This window comes from Xanthomonas sp. LF02-5, assembly GCF_034105325.1.
Taxonomy (GTDB): Bacteria; Pseudomonadota; Gammaproteobacteria; order Xanthomonadales; family Xanthomonadaceae; genus Xanthomonas_A; species Xanthomonas_A sontii.
Window position 1 is genome coordinate 101,794 of record NZ_JAXGGF010000006.1, and the last position, 17,024, is coordinate 118,817.

General features: G+C 69.4%; 9 protein-coding genes. 6 read left to right on the forward strand and 3 right to left on the reverse strand.

Annotated features, from left to right (window positions below; genetic code table 11):
* The first annotated feature begins 1,041 nt into the window (after window positions 1-1,041).
* The 4 genes from SLW52_RS15970 to SLW52_RS15985 all read left to right on the forward strand — a co-directional run bounded on the left by SLW52_RS15970 (window position 1,042) and on the right by SLW52_RS15985 (window position 6,348).
* On the forward strand, window positions 1,042-3,339 hold the full coding sequence (locus tag SLW52_RS15970) for a TonB-dependent receptor (RefSeq protein WP_267112700.1): 2,298 nt from the start codon (window positions 1,042-1,044) through the stop codon (window positions 3,337-3,339).
* Between the two features lie 80 nt (window positions 3,340-3,419).
* The gene (locus tag SLW52_RS15975) at window positions 3,420-4,493 is read left to right on the forward strand and encodes a glycerophosphodiester phosphodiesterase (protein ID WP_320740803.1); all 1,074 of its coding nucleotides are present in this window, start codon (window positions 3,420-3,422) and stop codon (window positions 4,491-4,493) included.
* A gap of 657 nt (window positions 4,494-5,150) precedes the next feature.
* On the forward strand, window positions 5,151-5,708 hold the full coding sequence (locus SLW52_RS15980; RefSeq protein WP_010343084.1) for a queuosine precursor transporter: 558 nt from the start codon (window positions 5,151-5,153) through the stop codon (window positions 5,706-5,708).
* 112 nt (window positions 5,709-5,820) lie between these two features.
* A complete protein-coding gene (locus tag SLW52_RS15985; RefSeq protein WP_267098742.1) occupies window positions 5,821-6,348 on the forward strand; it encodes a hypothetical protein in 528 nt (175 codons plus the stop codon).
* 224 nt (window positions 6,349-6,572) lie between these two features.
* On the opposite strand, the gene glnE is transcribed toward SLW52_RS15985, so the two are convergent.
* Window positions 6,573-9,413: a bifunctional [glutamate--ammonia ligase]-adenylyl-L-tyrosine phosphorylase/[glutamate--ammonia-ligase] adenylyltransferase gene (gene glnE, locus SLW52_RS15990; RefSeq protein ID WP_320740697.1), complete on the reverse strand. Its 2,841-nt coding sequence runs from the start codon at window positions 9,411-9,413 to the stop codon at window positions 6,573-6,575.
* A 657-nt stretch (window positions 9,414-10,070) separates the two neighbouring features.
* Here glnE and proP point away from each other — a divergent pair.
* On the forward strand, window positions 10,071-11,552 hold the full coding sequence (gene proP / locus SLW52_RS15995; RefSeq protein ID WP_267102865.1) for a glycine betaine/L-proline transporter ProP: 1,482 nt from the start codon (window positions 10,071-10,073) through the stop codon (window positions 11,550-11,552).
* A 200-nt stretch (window positions 11,553-11,752) separates the two neighbouring features.
* Here proP and SLW52_RS16000 read toward each other — a convergent pair whose 3' ends face one another.
* Window positions 11,753-13,297 (reverse strand): MFS transporter, encoded by a 1,545-nt coding sequence (locus SLW52_RS16000; RefSeq protein WP_320740698.1) that lies wholly within the window; start codon window positions 13,295-13,297, stop codon window positions 11,753-11,755.
* 164 nt (window positions 13,298-13,461) lie between these two features.
* On the opposite strand from SLW52_RS16000, the gene SLW52_RS16005 reads away from it, so the two are divergent.
* Entirely contained in the window at window positions 13,462-14,340 is an 879-nt protein-coding gene (locus SLW52_RS16005) for a LysR substrate-binding domain-containing protein (RefSeq protein ID WP_267093011.1), read from the forward strand.
* Between the two features lie 278 nt (window positions 14,341-14,618).
* On the opposite strand, the gene SLW52_RS16010 is transcribed toward SLW52_RS16005, so the two are convergent.
* Window positions 14,619-16,832: a hypothetical protein gene (locus tag SLW52_RS16010; protein WP_320740699.1), complete on the reverse strand. Its 2,214-nt coding sequence runs from the start codon at window positions 16,830-16,832 to the stop codon at window positions 14,619-14,621.
* Between the last annotated feature and the right edge of the window lie 192 nt (window positions 16,833-17,024).

The window sequence follows — 17,024 nt, forward strand, 5'->3', positions numbered from 1 at the left end:
AGCGGGAAGTGCGCGCGTGGTTCGTTGCGACGAGGCTGCGCCCGTACCCTCATCCGCCCCTGCGGGGCACCTTCTCCCGGGGGGAGAAGGGAGAAGCCTGAGCCCCTCTCCCACCGGGAGAGGGGTTGGGGTGAGGGTGCGGCGCGCGAAGTGCGTGCGTGGTTCGTTGCTGCGAGGCTGCGCTCGTACCCTCATCCGCCCCTGCGGGGCACCTTCTCCCGAGGGGAGAAGGGAAGCGCCTGGCCCCTCTCCCACCGGGAGAGGGGTTGGGGTGAGGGTACGGCGCGCGAAGTGCGCGCATGGTTCGTTGCTGCGAGGCTGCGCCCGTACTCTCATCCGCCCCTGCGGGGCACCTTCTCCCGGGGGGAGAAGGGAGACGCTGAGCCCCTCTCCCACCGGGAGAGGGGTTGGGGTGAGGGTACGGCGCGCGCAGCGCGTGCGTGGTTCGTTGCTGCGAGGCTGCGCCCGCACTCTCATCCGCCCCTGCGGGGCACCTTCTCCCGATGGGAGAAGGAAGACGCTGAGCCCCTCTCCCATCGGGAGAGGGGTTGGGGTGAGGGTACGGCGCGCGCAGACCTGTCGAGGCGAGGACCCAACAGCGCACGCAAACGACGCTCCGAGCGACGCGAGGGCACTGTGCTTCCTGCTCATGTCTGCACGCATCGGCACGTCGTCGGGCTTGGGCGAGGCGTGATCATTGAGGAGGAGCGCACTACAAAACTTTGACGGACGACGCCGCTTTCGACTTTGGAAACAGCATGTTTCGCCGGGTTTCCGACACACACGCCTACATGTGTTCACCACTCGTCATGCATGGCAATCGGCGACACTCTGTATCGCATTGATGTCGACACGCGCGCGCCACGCCGCTTCTTCCGCGATGTCGCACGATGGCGCGCCTGCAGTCATCGTCCTCCCGGCGGCGGCGACACGAAGGCCATGCCGCAGGACCGCTGCATGACAACCGCAACGCCGATGACGCCAACCTGCAACGTCGCTGTCGCATCGTGTGCGCACTTCCTTTACGAATCCCCCTTGCGCATGCCTCTCCATTCCCTGCTGAGCACGGCGATCCTCGCCGCCCTGTTGTCGCCCTTCGCCGCCACCGCTGCGGAGCCCGCCGCCGATGGTGCCGCGGCCGACGTGCAGCAACTCGATGCGGTGTCGGTGATCGGCCAGGGCGAGACCCGCCAGGTGCAGCGCATCACCACCCAGGACGTGGCGGTGCTGCCGCCGGGCACCAGCATCCAGAAGCTGCTCAACCGCATTCCCGGCGTCAACGTGCAGTCCAACGACGCCTTCGGCGCCAACGAGGAATCGCAGACCATCAGCCTGCGCGGCTTCAACGGCGTGCGCCTGGGCTACACCCTCGACGGCCTGCCGCTGGGCGACAACGCCTACGGCAACTACAACGGCCTGAACATCAGCCGCGCGCTGATCGCCGAGAATTTCGGCGGCGTGGAACTGGCCTCGGGCATCGGCAGCCTGGGCACGGCCTCCACCAGCAACCTCGGCGGCACGGTGCAGTACTACTCCGACGATCCGTCCACCGAGGTCGGCGTGCGCCTGGCGCAGACCGTGGGCTCGGACAGCAACCGCCGCACCTACCTGCGCCTGGATACCGGCGAGCACAACGGCTTCTCCGCCTACCTGTCCGGTATCTACGCCGACGCCGACATGTGGGCCCCGCCGGGCTCGCCGACCCACACCGCGCAGTTCAACGGCAAGGGCGTGTACCAGTTCGAGGGCGGCAAGATCACTGCGTTCGTCGACACCTCGCGCACCTCGCAGGCCGACTACGCGTACCTGTCCAAGAGCGGCCTGCACCGCGGCCTGGGTTGGGACTGGAACCTGTATGCGCCGGACTGGCAGCGTGCGCTGGCCGCGGCCTATTGCGCGCCGGCCACGCGCAACCCCAGCCGCTGCGGCTACAGCGGCGGTGTGGACAACATCGACGACGCCTACTACCAGAGCCGCGCGCTGCGCAACGACGACCTGTACTACCTGGCCGGCGACTTCCAGCCGTCCGATGCGGTGAGCGTGCACACCCAGGTCTACCATCACGAGAACGAAGGCCAGGGCCACTGGTGGTCGCCGGGCCAGCCGTCCTACCCGGGCACCCCGCAGGCGCTGCCGATCTCGATCCGCAGCACCAACTACACCATCAACCGCACCGGCGGCATCGCTTCGCTGGGCTGGGACATCGGCCCGCACCACCTGGAAGCGGGCGTGTGGTACGAGCGCAACAAGCACCACGTGGAGCGCAACTTCTACTGGATCGACGGCCCGATCGACGACGACATCTTCCTGAGCAACCCGAACCGCCGGCTGTTCTCGCAGGACTACGTCATCACCACCAAGCAGGCCTATGTGCAGGGCACCTTCAAGCTGCTCGACGAGCGCCTGACCCTGGACATCGGCGCCAAGAGCCCGCACACCACCATGACCGCGCGCGAGACGCCGGGGATCGCGGTGGAGTCGCCGGTGGCCAACGGCGAACTGAAGGCCAGCAAGGCGCTGCTGCCGCAGGCCGGCCTGAGCTACCGCCTGGCCGAGGGCCAGGAAGTGTTCGCCTCCTACGCCGAGAACATCGCCGCGTTCCAGGGCGGCGGCGCCGGCGGCCCGCTGCTGGTGACGCAGGCTTCGTTCGACGCCAGCGTCGGCGCGCTGCAGCCGGAGAAGTCCAAGACCTTCGAAGCCGGCTACCGCCTGGTGCGCGACCAGTTCGAGGCCTCGCTGGTCGGCTACGACGTCACCTTCGACAACCGCCTGCTGTCGCTCAACCCGTGCCCGAGCATCCAGCAGGGCACCAGCCCGGCGTGCACCACGCGCTTCTTCAACGTGGGCTCGGTGAGCAGCCGCGGCGGCGAGCTGACCTTCATCTGGAAGCCGACCGCTCACCTGCAGTGGTACAACTCGGCCTCGATCAACCGCTCCACCTACGACGACAACTACGTGCAGAACGGCGCGGTCATCCCCACCGCCGGCAAGTCCACCGTGGACACGCCCAAGCGCATGTTCGCCAGCGAACTCAGCTGGACCTGGAACGGCTGGAACGCCAACCTGCGCGGCAAGTACACCGGCCAGCGCTACTACACCTACACCAACGACCAGGGCTTCGGCGGCTACACCTCCTTCGATGCCGGCGCCGGCTACGATTTCGGGGCGGTGTCGTTCCTGCGGGACCTGAAGCTGTCGTTGAACGTCACCAACCTCACCGACAAGCGCTACGCCTCCAACCTCACCGCCTTCAGCAACAGCGACCCGAACGGCCGCTCGCTGGCCTTCCACGCCAGCGCGCCGCGGCAGGCGTTCCTGACCCTGGACGCGCGCTTCTGAGCGCGTCCATCCTGTCCGTCCGCCCCCGAACCGGAACGCATGCGATGATCCGATCCACCTCCTGGTTGTTGGGATGCGCGATGGCCGTGTTGGCGACCACCGCGGCGGCCGTACCGGCCGCCGCCCCGGGCGAGCACAAGCCGCTGGTGATCGGCCACCGCGGCGCCAGCGCGCTGCGCCCCGAACACACCCTGGCGTCCTACGCCAAGGCCATCGCCGACGGCGCCGACTTCATCGAGCCGGACCTGGTCTCGACCAAGGACGGCGTGCTGGTGGCGCGCCACGAGAACGAGATCGGCGGTACCACCGACGTGGCCGCGCATCCGGAGTTCGCCGCGCGCAAGACCGTCAAGCAGATCGACGGGCAGCGCGTGGAAGGCTGGTTCACCGAAGACTTCACCCTGACCGAGCTGAAGACCCTGCGCGCGCGCGAGCGCCTGCCGCAACTGCGCGGCACCGCCTTCGACGGGCAGTTCCAGGTGCCGACCATGGACGAGATCATCGACTTCACCGCGGCCGAGTCGGCCACGCGCGGGCGGCCGATCGGGCTGATTCCCGAGATCAAGCACGGCACCTACTTCCGCGGGCTCGGCCTGGCGATGGAGGACAAGCTGGTGGCCACGCTCGATGCGCATGCCTACACGCGCAAGGCGCCGGTGGTGATCCAGTCGTTCGAGATCGGCAACCTGGAATACCTGCACGGCAAGTTGGGCAGCACCCATCCGAACGTACGCCTGGTGCAGTTGCTGGGCGATCCCAAGGAGCGCCCGGGCGACCAGTTGCGCAATGGCCCGACCTACGCGCAGATGGGCAGTGCACAGGGCCTGCGCGCGATCGCCAAGTACGCGCAGCTGGTCAGCCCCAACCTGCGCGCGATCGTGCCGGTGAGTGCCGACGGCGCCCTGGCTCCGCCCACCTCGTTCGTGGCCGATGCGCATGCGGCCGGCCTGCAGGTGATTCCGTACACCTTCCGGCCGGAAAACTATTTCCTGCCCAAGCAGTTGCAGGACGCGCGCGGCCCGGCTGCGGTGAATGCCGCCGGCAGCATGAAGGAAATGCGCGCGCTGATCGACGCCGGCATCGATGGCTTCTTCACCGACGACCCGGCCGTGGGCCGCGCGGCGGTGGATGGAACGGCGCCGCCGGCGCGGTGAGGCTGGGAATGGGGATTGGGGAATTGCAAAAGCGGTTCCCGGCGCGGAGTTCCATTTGTAGGAACGGCTTCAGCCGCGGTAGAGCCGGGAATAGGGAATGGGGAATCGCAACAGCGTTCCCCAGCGCGGAGTTCCATTTGTAGGAGCGGGTTCAGCCGCAACGCGTGGAGATCGGGGCGCACTGTGCGCAGCGGATGCGCCATCGGGTCGGGACTGAAGTCCCTCCCACAGTGCAGCCTCCCGGCAGTGCCGGTGCGGTGAAGCTGGGATTGGGGATTGGGGAATTACAAAAGCGTTCCCCAGCGCGGAGTTCCATTTGCAGGAGCGGCTTCAGCCGCGACGCGTGGAGATCGGGGCGCACTGTGCGCAGCGGATGCGCCATCGGGTCGGGACTGAAGTCCCTCCCACAGTGCAGCCTCCCGGCAGTGCCGGTGCGGCGAAGTTGGAATTGGAGAATCGCAATAGCGGTTCCCATCGTGGGGGTTGCCACGATAGGAGCGGCTTCAGCCGCGACCACGCGAGATCGGGATACGCCCTGTCGCGGCTGAAGCCACTCCTACGCCGCACGGGGGCGTTGAGATCGTCCACATGCCCGGCATTGGTGATCGCACGTCCGGGCCGCGATAATGCGCGCCCGCCGCCCCTGCCCCGATCGCCGTGCCGTCCGTTGCCGCTCCCTCGCCCACTTTCGCCGCGCTGACCCCGCGCGCGCTGCTGCTGTCCGTGCTGGCGATGGGCGCGGTGGTGTTGCTGTCGAACGTACTGGTGCAGTTCCCGATCAACGACTGGTTGACCTGGGGCGCCTTCAGCTATCCGCTGGCGTTCCTGGTCAGCAACCTGATCAACCGCCGCTTCGGCCCGCGCGCGGCGCGGCGGGTGGCCTGGTGCGGGTTCGCACTGGCGGTGCTGCTGTCGATCTGGATCGCCACCCCGCGCATCGCCGCGGCCTCGTGCCTGGCCTTCATCGCCGCGCAGTTGCTGGACATCACCGTGTTCGACCGATTGCGCCGCGGGCGCTGGTGGCGCGCGCCGATCGTCGCTACCACCTGCAGCGCGACGCTGGACACCACGATCTTCTGGTCGATCGCCTTCGCCGGCTCGACGCTGCCCTGGCTGAGCTGGGCCGCCGGCGACCTGGCGGTGAAGCTGGGCATCGGCGTGTGCCTGCTGGCGCCGTTCCGCGCGCTGCTGTGGCGGATGGCGCCGACGCGCTGACAGCTGCGCCGCGCTTCGCGCAAGCGCGGCTTCACAAGCGGCCACGGCAGACGTTGAACAGGCCATCGGCGGCGCACGTCCCGTGCGCCGCGCCTGCGACGAGACCACGCCCATGCCGCACGACGTCACCCCCGCCCTCGCGCTGAGCGCGCTCAACGCCACCCTGGCGCAACTGCAGCCGGCCGGCACAGCGCTGGCCACGCTGACCAGTCCCGCCGTTTCCAACCCAGCGTGGTCGTGCAATACCTTCGCCCCACTGATGCTGGAAATGGTGCTGCTGCGCCGCGACCGGCCCTTGCGCACCACGCCGTACCTGGCGGATGCGGCGCTGCCGACCTTCGCCGATGGCGACTTCGTCAACATCGTGCTGCTGGGCGATCCGTCGCAGTTGATCCACAACGTCAACATCCTGGTGGCCGGCGAGCGGGTTTACCTGTTCCAGGCCTACCTCGAGCAGGTCGTGGACGTGGTGCGGGTGTTCGAGTCAGTGACCTTCCATGCGCTGTGGCACGACCTGTGCGCCGGCCGCGCCGGCCTGTGGAAGCGCGCCTACCAGGCGCTGTTCGGCGTGGATCCCGACCAGGTGGCGGACACCGATCCCGACGCGGTCTGGTTCCAGTCTCAATACGTCAGCGTGTAGCAATCGCGCCACCGCGGCGCGGAACGGCATGCCGACGCCGATCGCCGCGACCAAGGCGGCGTGTTTGCGGTGGCATCACGACGGCGAGCCCAGGCCCTCCGGCCGATCGCAGCCAGCGCCGACGGCGCGCTTTCCGCCGCGACTCGGCAAGACGCGGCGTTGCCGGAGAAGCATGTCGCCACCGACACCATGCGTGCGCGCATGCGCTGCCAACAAGAATCGCGCTAGCGCGCCGCGTCGCCGTCCGCTCGGCCATCGACGAACACCAGGTCCAGGGCGGCCGCGGCAGCGCGAATCGCCGCACGCGCCGCGGCGATCTCGACCGTGGGCGCGGTCAGGCGCGGACGCCGGTCCAGCGTGCAGGCCAGGCCGGCCTCCACCAGGGTGGCGTGGGCGGCATGCAGGCTGGCAGCGATGGATGGCGACAGCCAGCCGCTGTGCACCAGCGCATCGAGCAGCGCCGGCGTGTCGCGCGGCGCCAACAGTGCCGGCTGCTGCGCGGCGCCGAGCAGCACGCCGGCCTGCATCAGGAATTCCAGGTCGACCAGGCCGCCGGCACCCTGCTTGAGATCGAAGCGCGCCGCATCGCTGCGGTCCAGTTCGGCGCGCATGCGCGCACGCATCCTGCGCACTTCCTCGCGCAGCACTGCGGGCTCGCGCGGGCGTGCCAGGGTCTGCGCGCGCACCTGCTCGAACTGCTGCAGCAGCGGCGCGTCGCCGGCCACGCCGCGCGCGCGCACCAAGGCCTGGTGCTCCCAGGTCCAGGCGCGCTCGCGCTGATACTCGCGGTAGCTGGCCAGCGACGACACCAGCGCGCCCTTTCCGCCGTCCGGGCGCAGGCGCACGTCGATGTCGTACAGGCGGCCGCCACCGGTGACCGCGCCGAGCAACGCGATCACCTTCTGCGCCAGCCGCGCGAACCAGCGCCCGCTCTCCAGCGGCCGCGGCCCGGCCGACGCTTCGACGCCCGGCGGATGGTCGTACAGGAACACCAGGTCCAGGTCCGAGCCGATGCCCAGTTCCACACCACCGAGGCTGCCGTAACCGACGATGGCGAAACTGCCGCCAGGCACCTCGCCATGCGCGGCGACCAGATCGGCGCGGGCCAGGCGCAGCACGGTCACGACCACCGCCTCGGCCAGCTGCGCCAACTGGCGAGCGCTGTCGAGCGCGGGCTGGCGCCGGTCCAGCGTGGCCAGGGCGATGCGGAAACTCAGCGCCTGGCGCGCTTCGTTGAGGCCGCGCAGGGCCGCTTCCGGATCGTCGCCGGCGGTGGCGACCGCTGCATCGCACAGCCGCTGCATCGCCGCCTCATCGGGCATCGGGCCATCGACGCGGCTGTCGAGCAGTTCGTCCAGCAGCAGCGGATGCGCGGCCAGCCGTTCGGACAGGAAGGCGCTGCGCGCCAGCACGTCGACCAGCCGCGCCAGCGCGCTGGGTTGTTCGTCGAGCAGGGCCAGGTAGCTGGCCCGGCGCAGGATCGCCTGCAGCAGGCCGAGCACGCGGTGCAGGGCGGCATCGGCCTGCGCCGAGCGCGCCGCGGCATGCAGCAGCGCCGGCAGCACCCGGTCCAGGCGCGCACGCGCGGCATCGGAGAGCGTGCGCACGCCCAGCGACTGCACGAAACCGCGCAAGGCCTGGTCGGCGCCGTCAGGGTCTGCAAAACCAGCCTCGCGCAGCACCTGCACCTGGCCAGCGTCGGGCAGGCCGCGCCAGTAGTCGGCCAGCGCATCGGGCGCCAGCGCGCGCTCGCGCGGCGCCAGCAGTTCGGCGAACTCGGCGGCGACCCGGTCGCGCTGCACCTGCAGCGCTGCGTGCAGCGCGGCCCAGTCGGCATGGCCAAGGCCGAAGGCGATGCGCGCGCGGTCCAGCGGATCCTCCGGCAGCGCGTGGGTCTGCGCATCGCGCAGCATCTGCAGGCGGTTCTCCACCTGGCGCAGGACGCGATACGCCTGCGCCAGCGCGGCGCCGTCCTCGGCGGCGACCTGGCCGGCGGCAACCAACGCCTGCAGCGCCGGCAACAGGCGGCGCTCGCGGAGCGCAGGTTCGCGACCGCCGCGGATCAACTGCAGCGACTGCACCAGGAACTCGATCTCGCGGATGCCGCCGGCGCCGCGCTTGATGTCGTCCAGGCGGTCGTGGCGCGCCACTTCGGCGGTGATCGCCGCCTTCATCTCGCGCAGGCCGTCCAGCGCGGTGTAGTCGAGATAGCGCCGGTACACGAACGGGCGCAGCGCCTGCAGCCATTCCTCGCCGGCGGCGATGTCGCCGGCCACCGCGCGCGCCTTCAGCCAGGCGTAGCGCTCCCAGTCGCGGCCTTCGCGCTGGAAATACTGGTCCATGCCGGCGAACGACAGCGCCACCCGGCCCGCCGTGCCGAACGGACGCAGGCGCAGATCCACGCGGTGCGCGAAGCCGTCGGCGGTGGTCTCGTCGAGCAGCCGCGCCAGGCGCTGGCCGAGCCGCGCGAAGTATTCCTCGGCGGCCAGCGCCCGCGCGCCGTCGGACTCGCCGCCCTGCGGATAGGCGTAGACCAGATCCACGTCGGAGGAGAAATTCAGTTCGCCGCCGCCGAGCTTGCCCAGGCCGAATACCACCAGCCGCTGCACGCTGCCGTCGGCGGCACGCACCACCCCGTGGCGCGCGGCGAACTCGCCCTCCAGCGCCTGCAGCGCCAGCGCCAGGCAGTCCTCGGCCAACTGCGTGCTGCCGGCCAGCGTCGCATCGACCTCGTCCAGGCCCAGCACGTCGCGCCACACCAGCCGCGCCGAGGCGGCCGCACGGTAGCGGCGCAACTGCGCCGGCCATGCGGCGGGCTGCGCCGGATCCAGTTGCGGCAGCGGCAAGGACGGCGGGTCCGGCTGCGCCAGGTGCGCGAGCAGCGACGGCTGCCGGCACAGCGTGTCGAGCAGGAAATCGCTGGCCAGCAGCGCGCGCGCCAGCGCGTCCTCGAAACCGGGATGAGACGGCCACGGCTGCGCGGCGACGGCGTGGCGCAGGCGCGCCAGGCTGCGTTCGAGCGTGGGTTGCAGGACGTCGGGAACGGCGAAGGGAGCAGAAGCCATCGGCCGATGATGGCATCCCGCGGCGACCGCGGACAGGACCGCGGCGTGGATGCAATCAAACGCGCGCCGTCGGACACGGCGAGCGCAAGGGAAGCGTCGTGATTGCAGCATCGGCCCCAGCCAGGGCGGAACTGTCTGCGCTGCATACGAGGAACTTCATTCCGACGTGTCCGACGCTTGCTGGATCTCCCACCACCGCGCGTCGCGGCTGAAGCCGCTCCCACAGGTGGAGCACCCACATTCTCGGGAACCCCATTGTGCAGCACTGCACTGTGGGAGGGACTTCAGTCCCGACCCGACGGCGCATCCGACGCCGCAAGGCTGCTCCACCGTCGCGCGTCGCGGCTGGGGCCATTCCCGCACGGACCGAAAAATCCACACAGAACGCAGATTTTCGGCGCTTTTCACGCCGTTTCGCAGACCTTGTCGCCAGCCCCTTCACGACGATGGTGTATCATGAACCCCTCGACGGAGCCCCTGTGCGCCCTGCGCCGCCCGCTCCGTTCTTCGATCCTGCAGCGCCGTGGTGTTGACGCGGCCGTCCGGGATCGCCCCCGCAGACCAGTGCGGCGCCGTTGCGCCATGTCGTTCCGTCTTGCTTGCCTGACGCGTGCGGGCCGGGGGTCATCACCTCACCGTTCCAGGACAGGAGAAGACATGTCGGAGTTCCACGCCCATTTCGGATGGTTCAAGCGCCGCCGCCAACTGCAGGTGGAAGAAGTCACCGTCGTCGACAAACCCATGCTCAAGCGGGCCGTCGGCGCGGCGGCGCTGGGCAACGCGATGGAGTGGTTCGACTTCGGCGTGTACGGCTACCTGGCCGTGACCCTGGGCCACGTGTTCTTCCCCAGCACCAACCCCACCGCGCAGCTGATCGCCACGTTCGCGACCTTCACCGTGGCGTTCCTGGTGCGCCCGCTGGGCGGGCTGGTGTTCGGCCCGCTGGGCGACCGCTACGGCCGGCAGAAGGTGCTGGCCGCGACCATGATCCTGATGGCGCTGGGCACGTTCTCGATCGGCCTCATCCCCTCCTACGAGCGCATCGGCATCTGGGCGCCGATCCTGTTGCTGGTGGCGCGGCTGGTGCAGGGATTTTCCACCGGCGGCGAATACGGCGGCGCGGCGACCTTCATCGCCGAGTACTCCACCGACCGCAACCGCGGCTTCATGAGCAGCTGGCTGGAGTTCGGCACGTTGGGCGGCTACATCGCCGGCGCCGCCACGGTGACCGCGCTGCACTTCACGCTGAGCGATGCGCAGCTGCACGACTGGGGCTGGCGCGTGCCGTTCCTGATCGCCGGCCCGCTGGGCCTGCTCGGCCTGTACATGCGCATGAAACTGGAGGAAACCCCGGCGTTCCAGGCCTATGCCGAAGAGGCGGAAAAGCGCGAGCACGATGCGCCGGGCCTGGGCGCGCTGTTCCGCGTCCACTGGCCGCAGTTGCTCAAGTGCGTGGGCCTGGTGCTGGTGTTCAACGTCACCGACTACATGCTGCTGACCTACATGCCCAGCTACCTCAGCGTCACCATGGGCTATGCCGAGAGCAAGGGCCTGCTGCTGATCATCATCGTGATGCTGGTGATGATGCCGCTCAACGTGCTCGGCGGGTTGTTCAGCGATCGCCTGGGCCGCAAGCCGATGGTGATCGGCGCCTGCATCGCGCTGCTGGTGCTGGCGGTGCCGTGCCTGCGGCTGGTCGGCACCGGCAACGACTGGCTGATCTTCCTCGGCCTGATGCTGCTCGGCGTGGCGCTGGTGTGCTTCACCAGCTCGATGCCGTCGACCTTGCCGGCGCTGTTCTACACCCCGGTGCGCTACAGCGCGCTGTCGATCGCCTTCAACGTGTCGGTGTCGCTGTTCGGCGGCACCACGCCGCTGGTCACCGCGTGGCTGGTCGAGCGCACCGGCGATCCGCTGGTGCCGGCGTACTACCTGATGGGCGCGGCGGTGGTCGGCATCGCGACCATGGCCTTCGTGCGCGAAACCGCCGGCCTGCCGCTGCGCGGCTCGCCGCCGGCGGTGGCCAGCGAAGCCGAGGCGCATGCGCTACTGCGCAGCGACGAGCCGCTGACCGTGGATCCGACCCGGCCGGAACTGCCACCGTCGCCGGAACCGCCGTCGCAGGCCATGCCGACCTGACGCACACGCAACCGGCGCCGCGCACCCCGCTTCGACGACGGTTCGCGGCAGTCGAGGCGCAGCGGCGCCGCCGGCGGCGCATGTGCACGCGCCGTCGCGGACAATCCACGTCCCCGCGCCCGGGCTTCGGGCGCAGCGCACGATGCGGCGCTTCCGTCATGGGCAACCGGCCGAGCGCCTTCGCCTCGGTCGCGCGTCCATCAGGCGACCTCTTTCGACACGGCAGACCGATGTTCGGCGCCACGCCTGCCGAACACGATCACGCTGCAGAGCGCGAAGGTCCAGACACTGATGCCGCCATACAACATCACCCATTGCATGCCGTGGATCATGGCTGCCGCCGCGACGTCGGGCGGAACCGTCGGCGTGGAGAGGCCCTGCCCCGCCGCGTGTGCGGTTCCGCCGGAAAGCCGCTCAGCCAGCCCCCGCAGCAACGTGGCGTCGGCCGTCGGCAGCGTCCGGCGGAGAAAGGACAACACGCCCTCCACCAGGATGAATCCCATGACCGCGATATTGATCGCAAGGCTGATCAGGCGCGCACTGGTGTCCATGCCGGAGGCCATGCCGGTACGCGCGACGCAGACCGACGCGGTGATGGTATTGGTCACCGGGGTGTTGACGATCCCCAACCCGGTACCGGCCAGCAGGCACCCGGGGAGCATCGTCAACCAACTGGCCCGCACCGTGCCGCTGCCCCACGCCATCAGCAAGAAGCCGGCTCCGATCGCAAACAGACCGGCAGGAATCACGGTATGCGCGCGGTAGCGCAGCGCCAGCCGCTCGCCCAACGGCGGCAGCACCAGGGTCGGCAAGGTGTAAGCCAGCAGCGAAAGTCCGGTGGCCACGTTGCCGTAGCCCAGCCCATGCTGGAACAGCAGCGGCAGATAGATCATGAGCGGCCAGAAGCTGAAGTTCATGCCCATCGAGCCCAACAGGGCGCCGGAAAAGTCGCGGATGCGGAACACCGAGAAGTCGAACATGGGCGCGTCGGCGCGGCGCTCCGCCACAACGAACGCGACGCAGCTGCCGCTGGCGATGATCAGACTCGCCAGCGACGAAACGCTGCCAAAGCCGGCTACCGGCCCTTGCGTGATGAACCACGCCAAGGCGAGCACCGCGACCGACAGCGAGACGATCCCGGCGACGTCCAAACGGCGCCGCTGCGGATCGCGCGACTCCTCGACACCGACAAGCGCCAGTCCCAGGGCGATCGCGGAAATGGGAACGTGCACAAGGAAAACCCATTCCCAACTCCACAACGCGACGATGCCGGCACCGATGATCGGGCCGAAACCCAGGCCGATGCCGAAGACGATCCCCCAGATCCCAAACGCCTTGGCACGGGCCGTCGCGTCTGCGAATTGCTGCGAGAGCACGGCGAACTGGCACACCAGCATGGCGCCCCCGGCCATCCCCTGAAGGAAGCGACCAGCGATCAGCAGCGCCGTGCTCCCTGCCAGGCCGCATACCAAGGAGGTCACGCCGAACAGGAACACGCAGATCAGGAAGATCCGCTTACGCCCGTAGCGGTCGGCCAGCGTGCCCGTCGCCATCAGCACGGTGGTGCAGGCGATGGTGTAGGCATTCATGATCCACTGCAGATCGCGGAAGCTGCCATGCAGCGCCGCTTCGAGGAGGGGAAGGATCACCGGCACGCTGGAGATCTCCAGACCGAACATCAGCGAAGCCAGGCAGGCGGCCGCCAGCGTGAGGGTGTTCCTGCGCGCGGAAGGAAGGTGCGTCATGGGCTTTTCCTAGAGGGACATCCGCCCGCGGCGCCGAGCGGACCGACCGGTGCACGGCGGGTCGATTCGGGCTTGGGAGCGGCTGACTTCCAGTCTGGGAGCACACAATGGATGATGGAAATGATTTAATTTTCTTGAATTAATTAAACAATGGACTGAATCGCATGGACTACGATCCGGATCTGTTACGCACTTTCGTTGCGGTGAACGAGACTGGCGGCTTCACGCGCGCAGGCGAACGGCTGCACCTCACCCAGTCGGCCATCAGCCATCACATTCGCAAACTGGAAGCGCAGGCCGGCACGGCACTGCTGAATCGCACAACCCGCCGGGTGAGCCTGACCGAAGACGGCGAAGACTTTCTTCGCCATGCGACGCAGGTGCTGCAGGCGCATGACGCGCTCGCACGGCGTTTCCGGCGTTCTCCGGTGTCCGGCACGGTGCGTTTCGGTGCCCCCGAAAGCTACGTCGGCGATCGCCTTCCGCCGATGCTGGCGCGGTTCGCACGGATGTTTCCGGCGGTGCGGCTGGACGTGACGGTGGATACCTATGCCGCGCTGCACGAGCAGATCGTTGCGGGCTCCCTCGACCTGGCGGTGACACTCGCACTGGAGGACGACCCGACAACGCCCCTGCTGCGCCGGACCCGCTTCGTGTGGGCGGCCGCGCCAGCGTTCGCGCCGGCCGCGAATGCGCCAGTCCCGCTCGCTTTTGCACCCAAGCCCTGCCTGCACCGGCAGGTGGGAACCGCTGCACTGGAGCGCGCCGATCTCGCCTGGCGAGTGGCATTCACCTCGCCAAGTCAGCAGGGACTGCGTGCCGCCGTGAAGGCCGGCCTGGCCATCACCGCCCTGCCCCAGGAAGATCTGGAAGCGGGAATGGTCGCCGTGGACGAGCGCTTTGGATTGCCGCCGTTGCCGCACGCCAGCTTCCGGCTGCTGTGGAGCGAGGCCAACCGAACGCCGGCGGCGGAGGCGCTAGCGCAACAACTGTCGCAATCACCCGAGGCACTTTCCGACAGCGACGCGATGCCCGCCGACTGAAATAAAAAAGCCCGCTTGCAGCGAACTGCCAGCGGGCTTTGCTCCCTCCCCCACGTCGGGATGCAGGGCGATCTTGGGCGCTTTTTTTGGACATTGCACGCTGCACTGCAAAACGATACCGGGCAGTACATTCTGCGTGGGCGGGAATGGGGAAACGGGAATGGGGAACAGATAAGCGGGGGATACGCGCGTTGCGTGCTTTCGCGTGCCGGCATGGCGAGGCGCACAGCGCATCCACCCGCAGCCAGCGAAGCACGCCCAACGCGATCTCTGTCGCGCTAAGGCGATGCCGCCGGTGCCGGGGCCTCCGGCAGCCAGGCCGGCTGCTTGTCGTACCACTCGCGCGCGCCGAGCAGATGCCATTGCCGCTGTTCGCCGCGCAGCGCCACGCCCACGCCGAGCACGCCCCAGCGCGCATACAGATCGCCCTGCGTGCCGGCATCGCCGACGCGCAGGCGCGCGCGCAAGGCCACGCGTTCGTTTTCTGCAGCGACCCGATCCAGCCACAGTGCATCCTTGCGCCAGCGCAGTTGTCCGCTGGCCTGCAGTTGCCCGGCGTCGGCCAGCTTCAGCAACCACGCCGGCGCATCGCTGTGCTGCGCGAACACCGCCAGCACCGGGCCGGCGTCGCGCATCTGCATCTGCACCTGCGCATCGGCCTGCACCGGCGCCGCCGCAGCGATGCGGCCCTGCGGAATGCGCAGCGTCGCCCACCAGTCGCCCTGCCTGGGCTGGGTGCCGTAGCGCACGCCCTGCAGGCGCAGCGTGCTGCCGCTCAGATCGAAGCGCTTGTCCTGCAGCTCGGCGCGGCGCAGCCGCGCGTCCAGGTCGAGATCGCCGGCCAGTTCCAGGCCCGCGGTCTGCAGCCGCGCCTGGCGGCCGAGCACACGCACGGTGCCCTGCCCGACCTGGCCGGACGCGTCCAGCTGCAGGTCGCCGCTGAGCCGGCCATCGCCACCGAGCACGCGCACCTGCGCCGCCGGCAAGTAGCGGTTGTAGGCGCGCAGGTCCGGCACGCGCGCGTCGGCAAAGCGCAGCCGCGCCTGCAAGGAATCGCGCAAGGTGGCCAGCGCGCCGTCGCCCTGCAGGTCCAGTTGCAGGTTCTCGCCTTCGACGAAGCTGGCCTTGGGCGCGTCCAGCGGCGCCAGCGCGAAGCGGCGCATGCGCACGTCCAGTTGCGTGCGCGGCTGTTCGGCGCTGCCGACGATGCGGCCGACCGCCTGCGCCTTGCCGCTCAGGCGCACGCGCATGATCTCCGCCACCGCCTGCACGTCGGGCACGTCGAGGCGGCTGCCCGGCTGCAACGCGCCCTGCCGCAACTGCAGATCGGCGGCGACGTCGCCGCCGCCATCGAGCTGGAACCATGGCTTGCGCACCAGCAGGTCGCTGATCCAGTTCAACGATTCGAAATGCCAGCGTCCCTGCACGCGGCCGGAGGTACGCGGCAGCAGCGCCGCCGGGTCGTCGAACGGCACCTGGCGCCCGGCGATGCGCAGGTCGGCATCGAGCATGCTGCCCGGATCGACCTGGCCGGGCAGGCGCGCGCGGGCGCGGATGTTGTCGCCTTCCACATCCAGCAGCAGCGCCAGCACGCCGCGATCGGTGGCGCCGACGCCGGCATGCATCGGCACCCGCCAGTTGAGCGTGCTGCCGGGCTGCAGTGCGCCGCGCAGCAGGTGCAGATCGGCCTGTATGTGACCCAGCCCTGGCTCGGTGCTCAGCTTGGTGGTGTCGCCAGCGGTGTCGATGCGCAGGGCCACGCTGCGCCCGTGCACGCGCAGCGCCAGGTCGGTGATGCCCAGCTTGCGCAACCCCGGCGCCTGCGCGCGGTAGTGGCGCGGGAACGAGAAGCGCGCATCCAGCGTGGCCTGGTCGGCGATCTGGCGCTTGCCGTAGCGCACGCTGGCGTCCTCGAACACGATCTGCGAGCGGAACAGTTCCGAGGGGCCGCCACGCAACTGCTTGAGGAAGCCGACGGTGCCGTGGCCCTTGCCCTCGATCGCAAAATCGCCGAAGCGGGCGCGGCGCAGCGTGCCGCTGTGGATCGCGTCGAAGCGCAGGGTCCAGCCCTGGTCGCTGGGCGGTGGTGGCGGGATCATCTCCTCGACGCGGTCCATCTCGCCGATCACGTTCACCGCCTCCATCCACGGCAGGCGCACTTCGCGATGCAGCAGCGGCAGCAACGCGATGCGCGCGCTGGCGCGGTCGGCGCGCACCTGCCAGACGTTGCGCTGCACGTGGCCGCGCATGCGCACGTTCCAGGCGGTGATGAAGCCGGGCAGCACGGTGACGGCCGGCCCGGTGTGCATGCGGAACTTCTCCGGCTTGCGGTTGGTGGCCAGGTCGAACAGCGGCGTGTTGAGGAACACGTTGCCGGCCAGCAGATACAGCAGGTAGGCGATCAGCAGGCCGCGCAGGAGCAGGCGCCAGCCGCGCGGCAGACGCCGGTAGCGAGCATGGACGGCGGTCAGTGGGCGGGCGGAGAGCGGCACCGCCGCACTATCGCCGCGGTGCGGCGTGGAACGCGTGAAAGCGACGGTGGCACGTACACGGCACTGCATGCGCGCTGCGTCCTGTCATCACAAGGCAGACCCACCAGGAGAAGGGAGAAGCCAGAGCCCCTCTCCCACCGGGAGAGGGGTTGGGGTGAGGGTCCGGCGCGCGCAGCGCCACATACATCGCAC

What these genes read in the sequence shown, in the direction of transcription:
- proP (WP_267102865.1), top strand. Translation starts at nt 10,071, where the DNA reads ATGTCGGAGTTCCACGCCCATTTCGGATGGTTCAAGCGCCGCCGCCAA.
- SLW52_RS16005 (WP_267093011.1), top strand. Translation starts at nt 13,462, where the DNA reads ATGGACTACGATCCGGATCTGTTACGCACTTTCGTTGCGGTGAACGAG.
- SLW52_RS15985 (WP_267098742.1), top strand. Translation starts at nt 5,821, where the DNA reads ATGCCGCACGACGTCACCCCCGCCCTCGCGCTGAGCGCGCTCAACGCC.
- glnE (WP_320740697.1), bottom strand. Translation starts at nt 9,413, where the DNA reads ATGGCTTCTGCTCCCTTCGCCGTTCCCGACGTCCTGCAACCCACGCTC.
- SLW52_RS15975 (WP_320740803.1), top strand. Translation starts at nt 3,420, where the DNA reads ATGGCCGTGTTGGCGACCACCGCGGCGGCCGTACCGGCCGCCGCCCCG.
- SLW52_RS15970 (WP_267112700.1), top strand. Translation starts at nt 1,042, where the DNA reads ATGCCTCTCCATTCCCTGCTGAGCACGGCGATCCTCGCCGCCCTGTTG.
- SLW52_RS16000 (WP_320740698.1), bottom strand. Translation starts at nt 13,297, where the DNA reads ATGACGCACCTTCCTTCCGCGCGCAGGAACACCCTCACGCTGGCGGCC.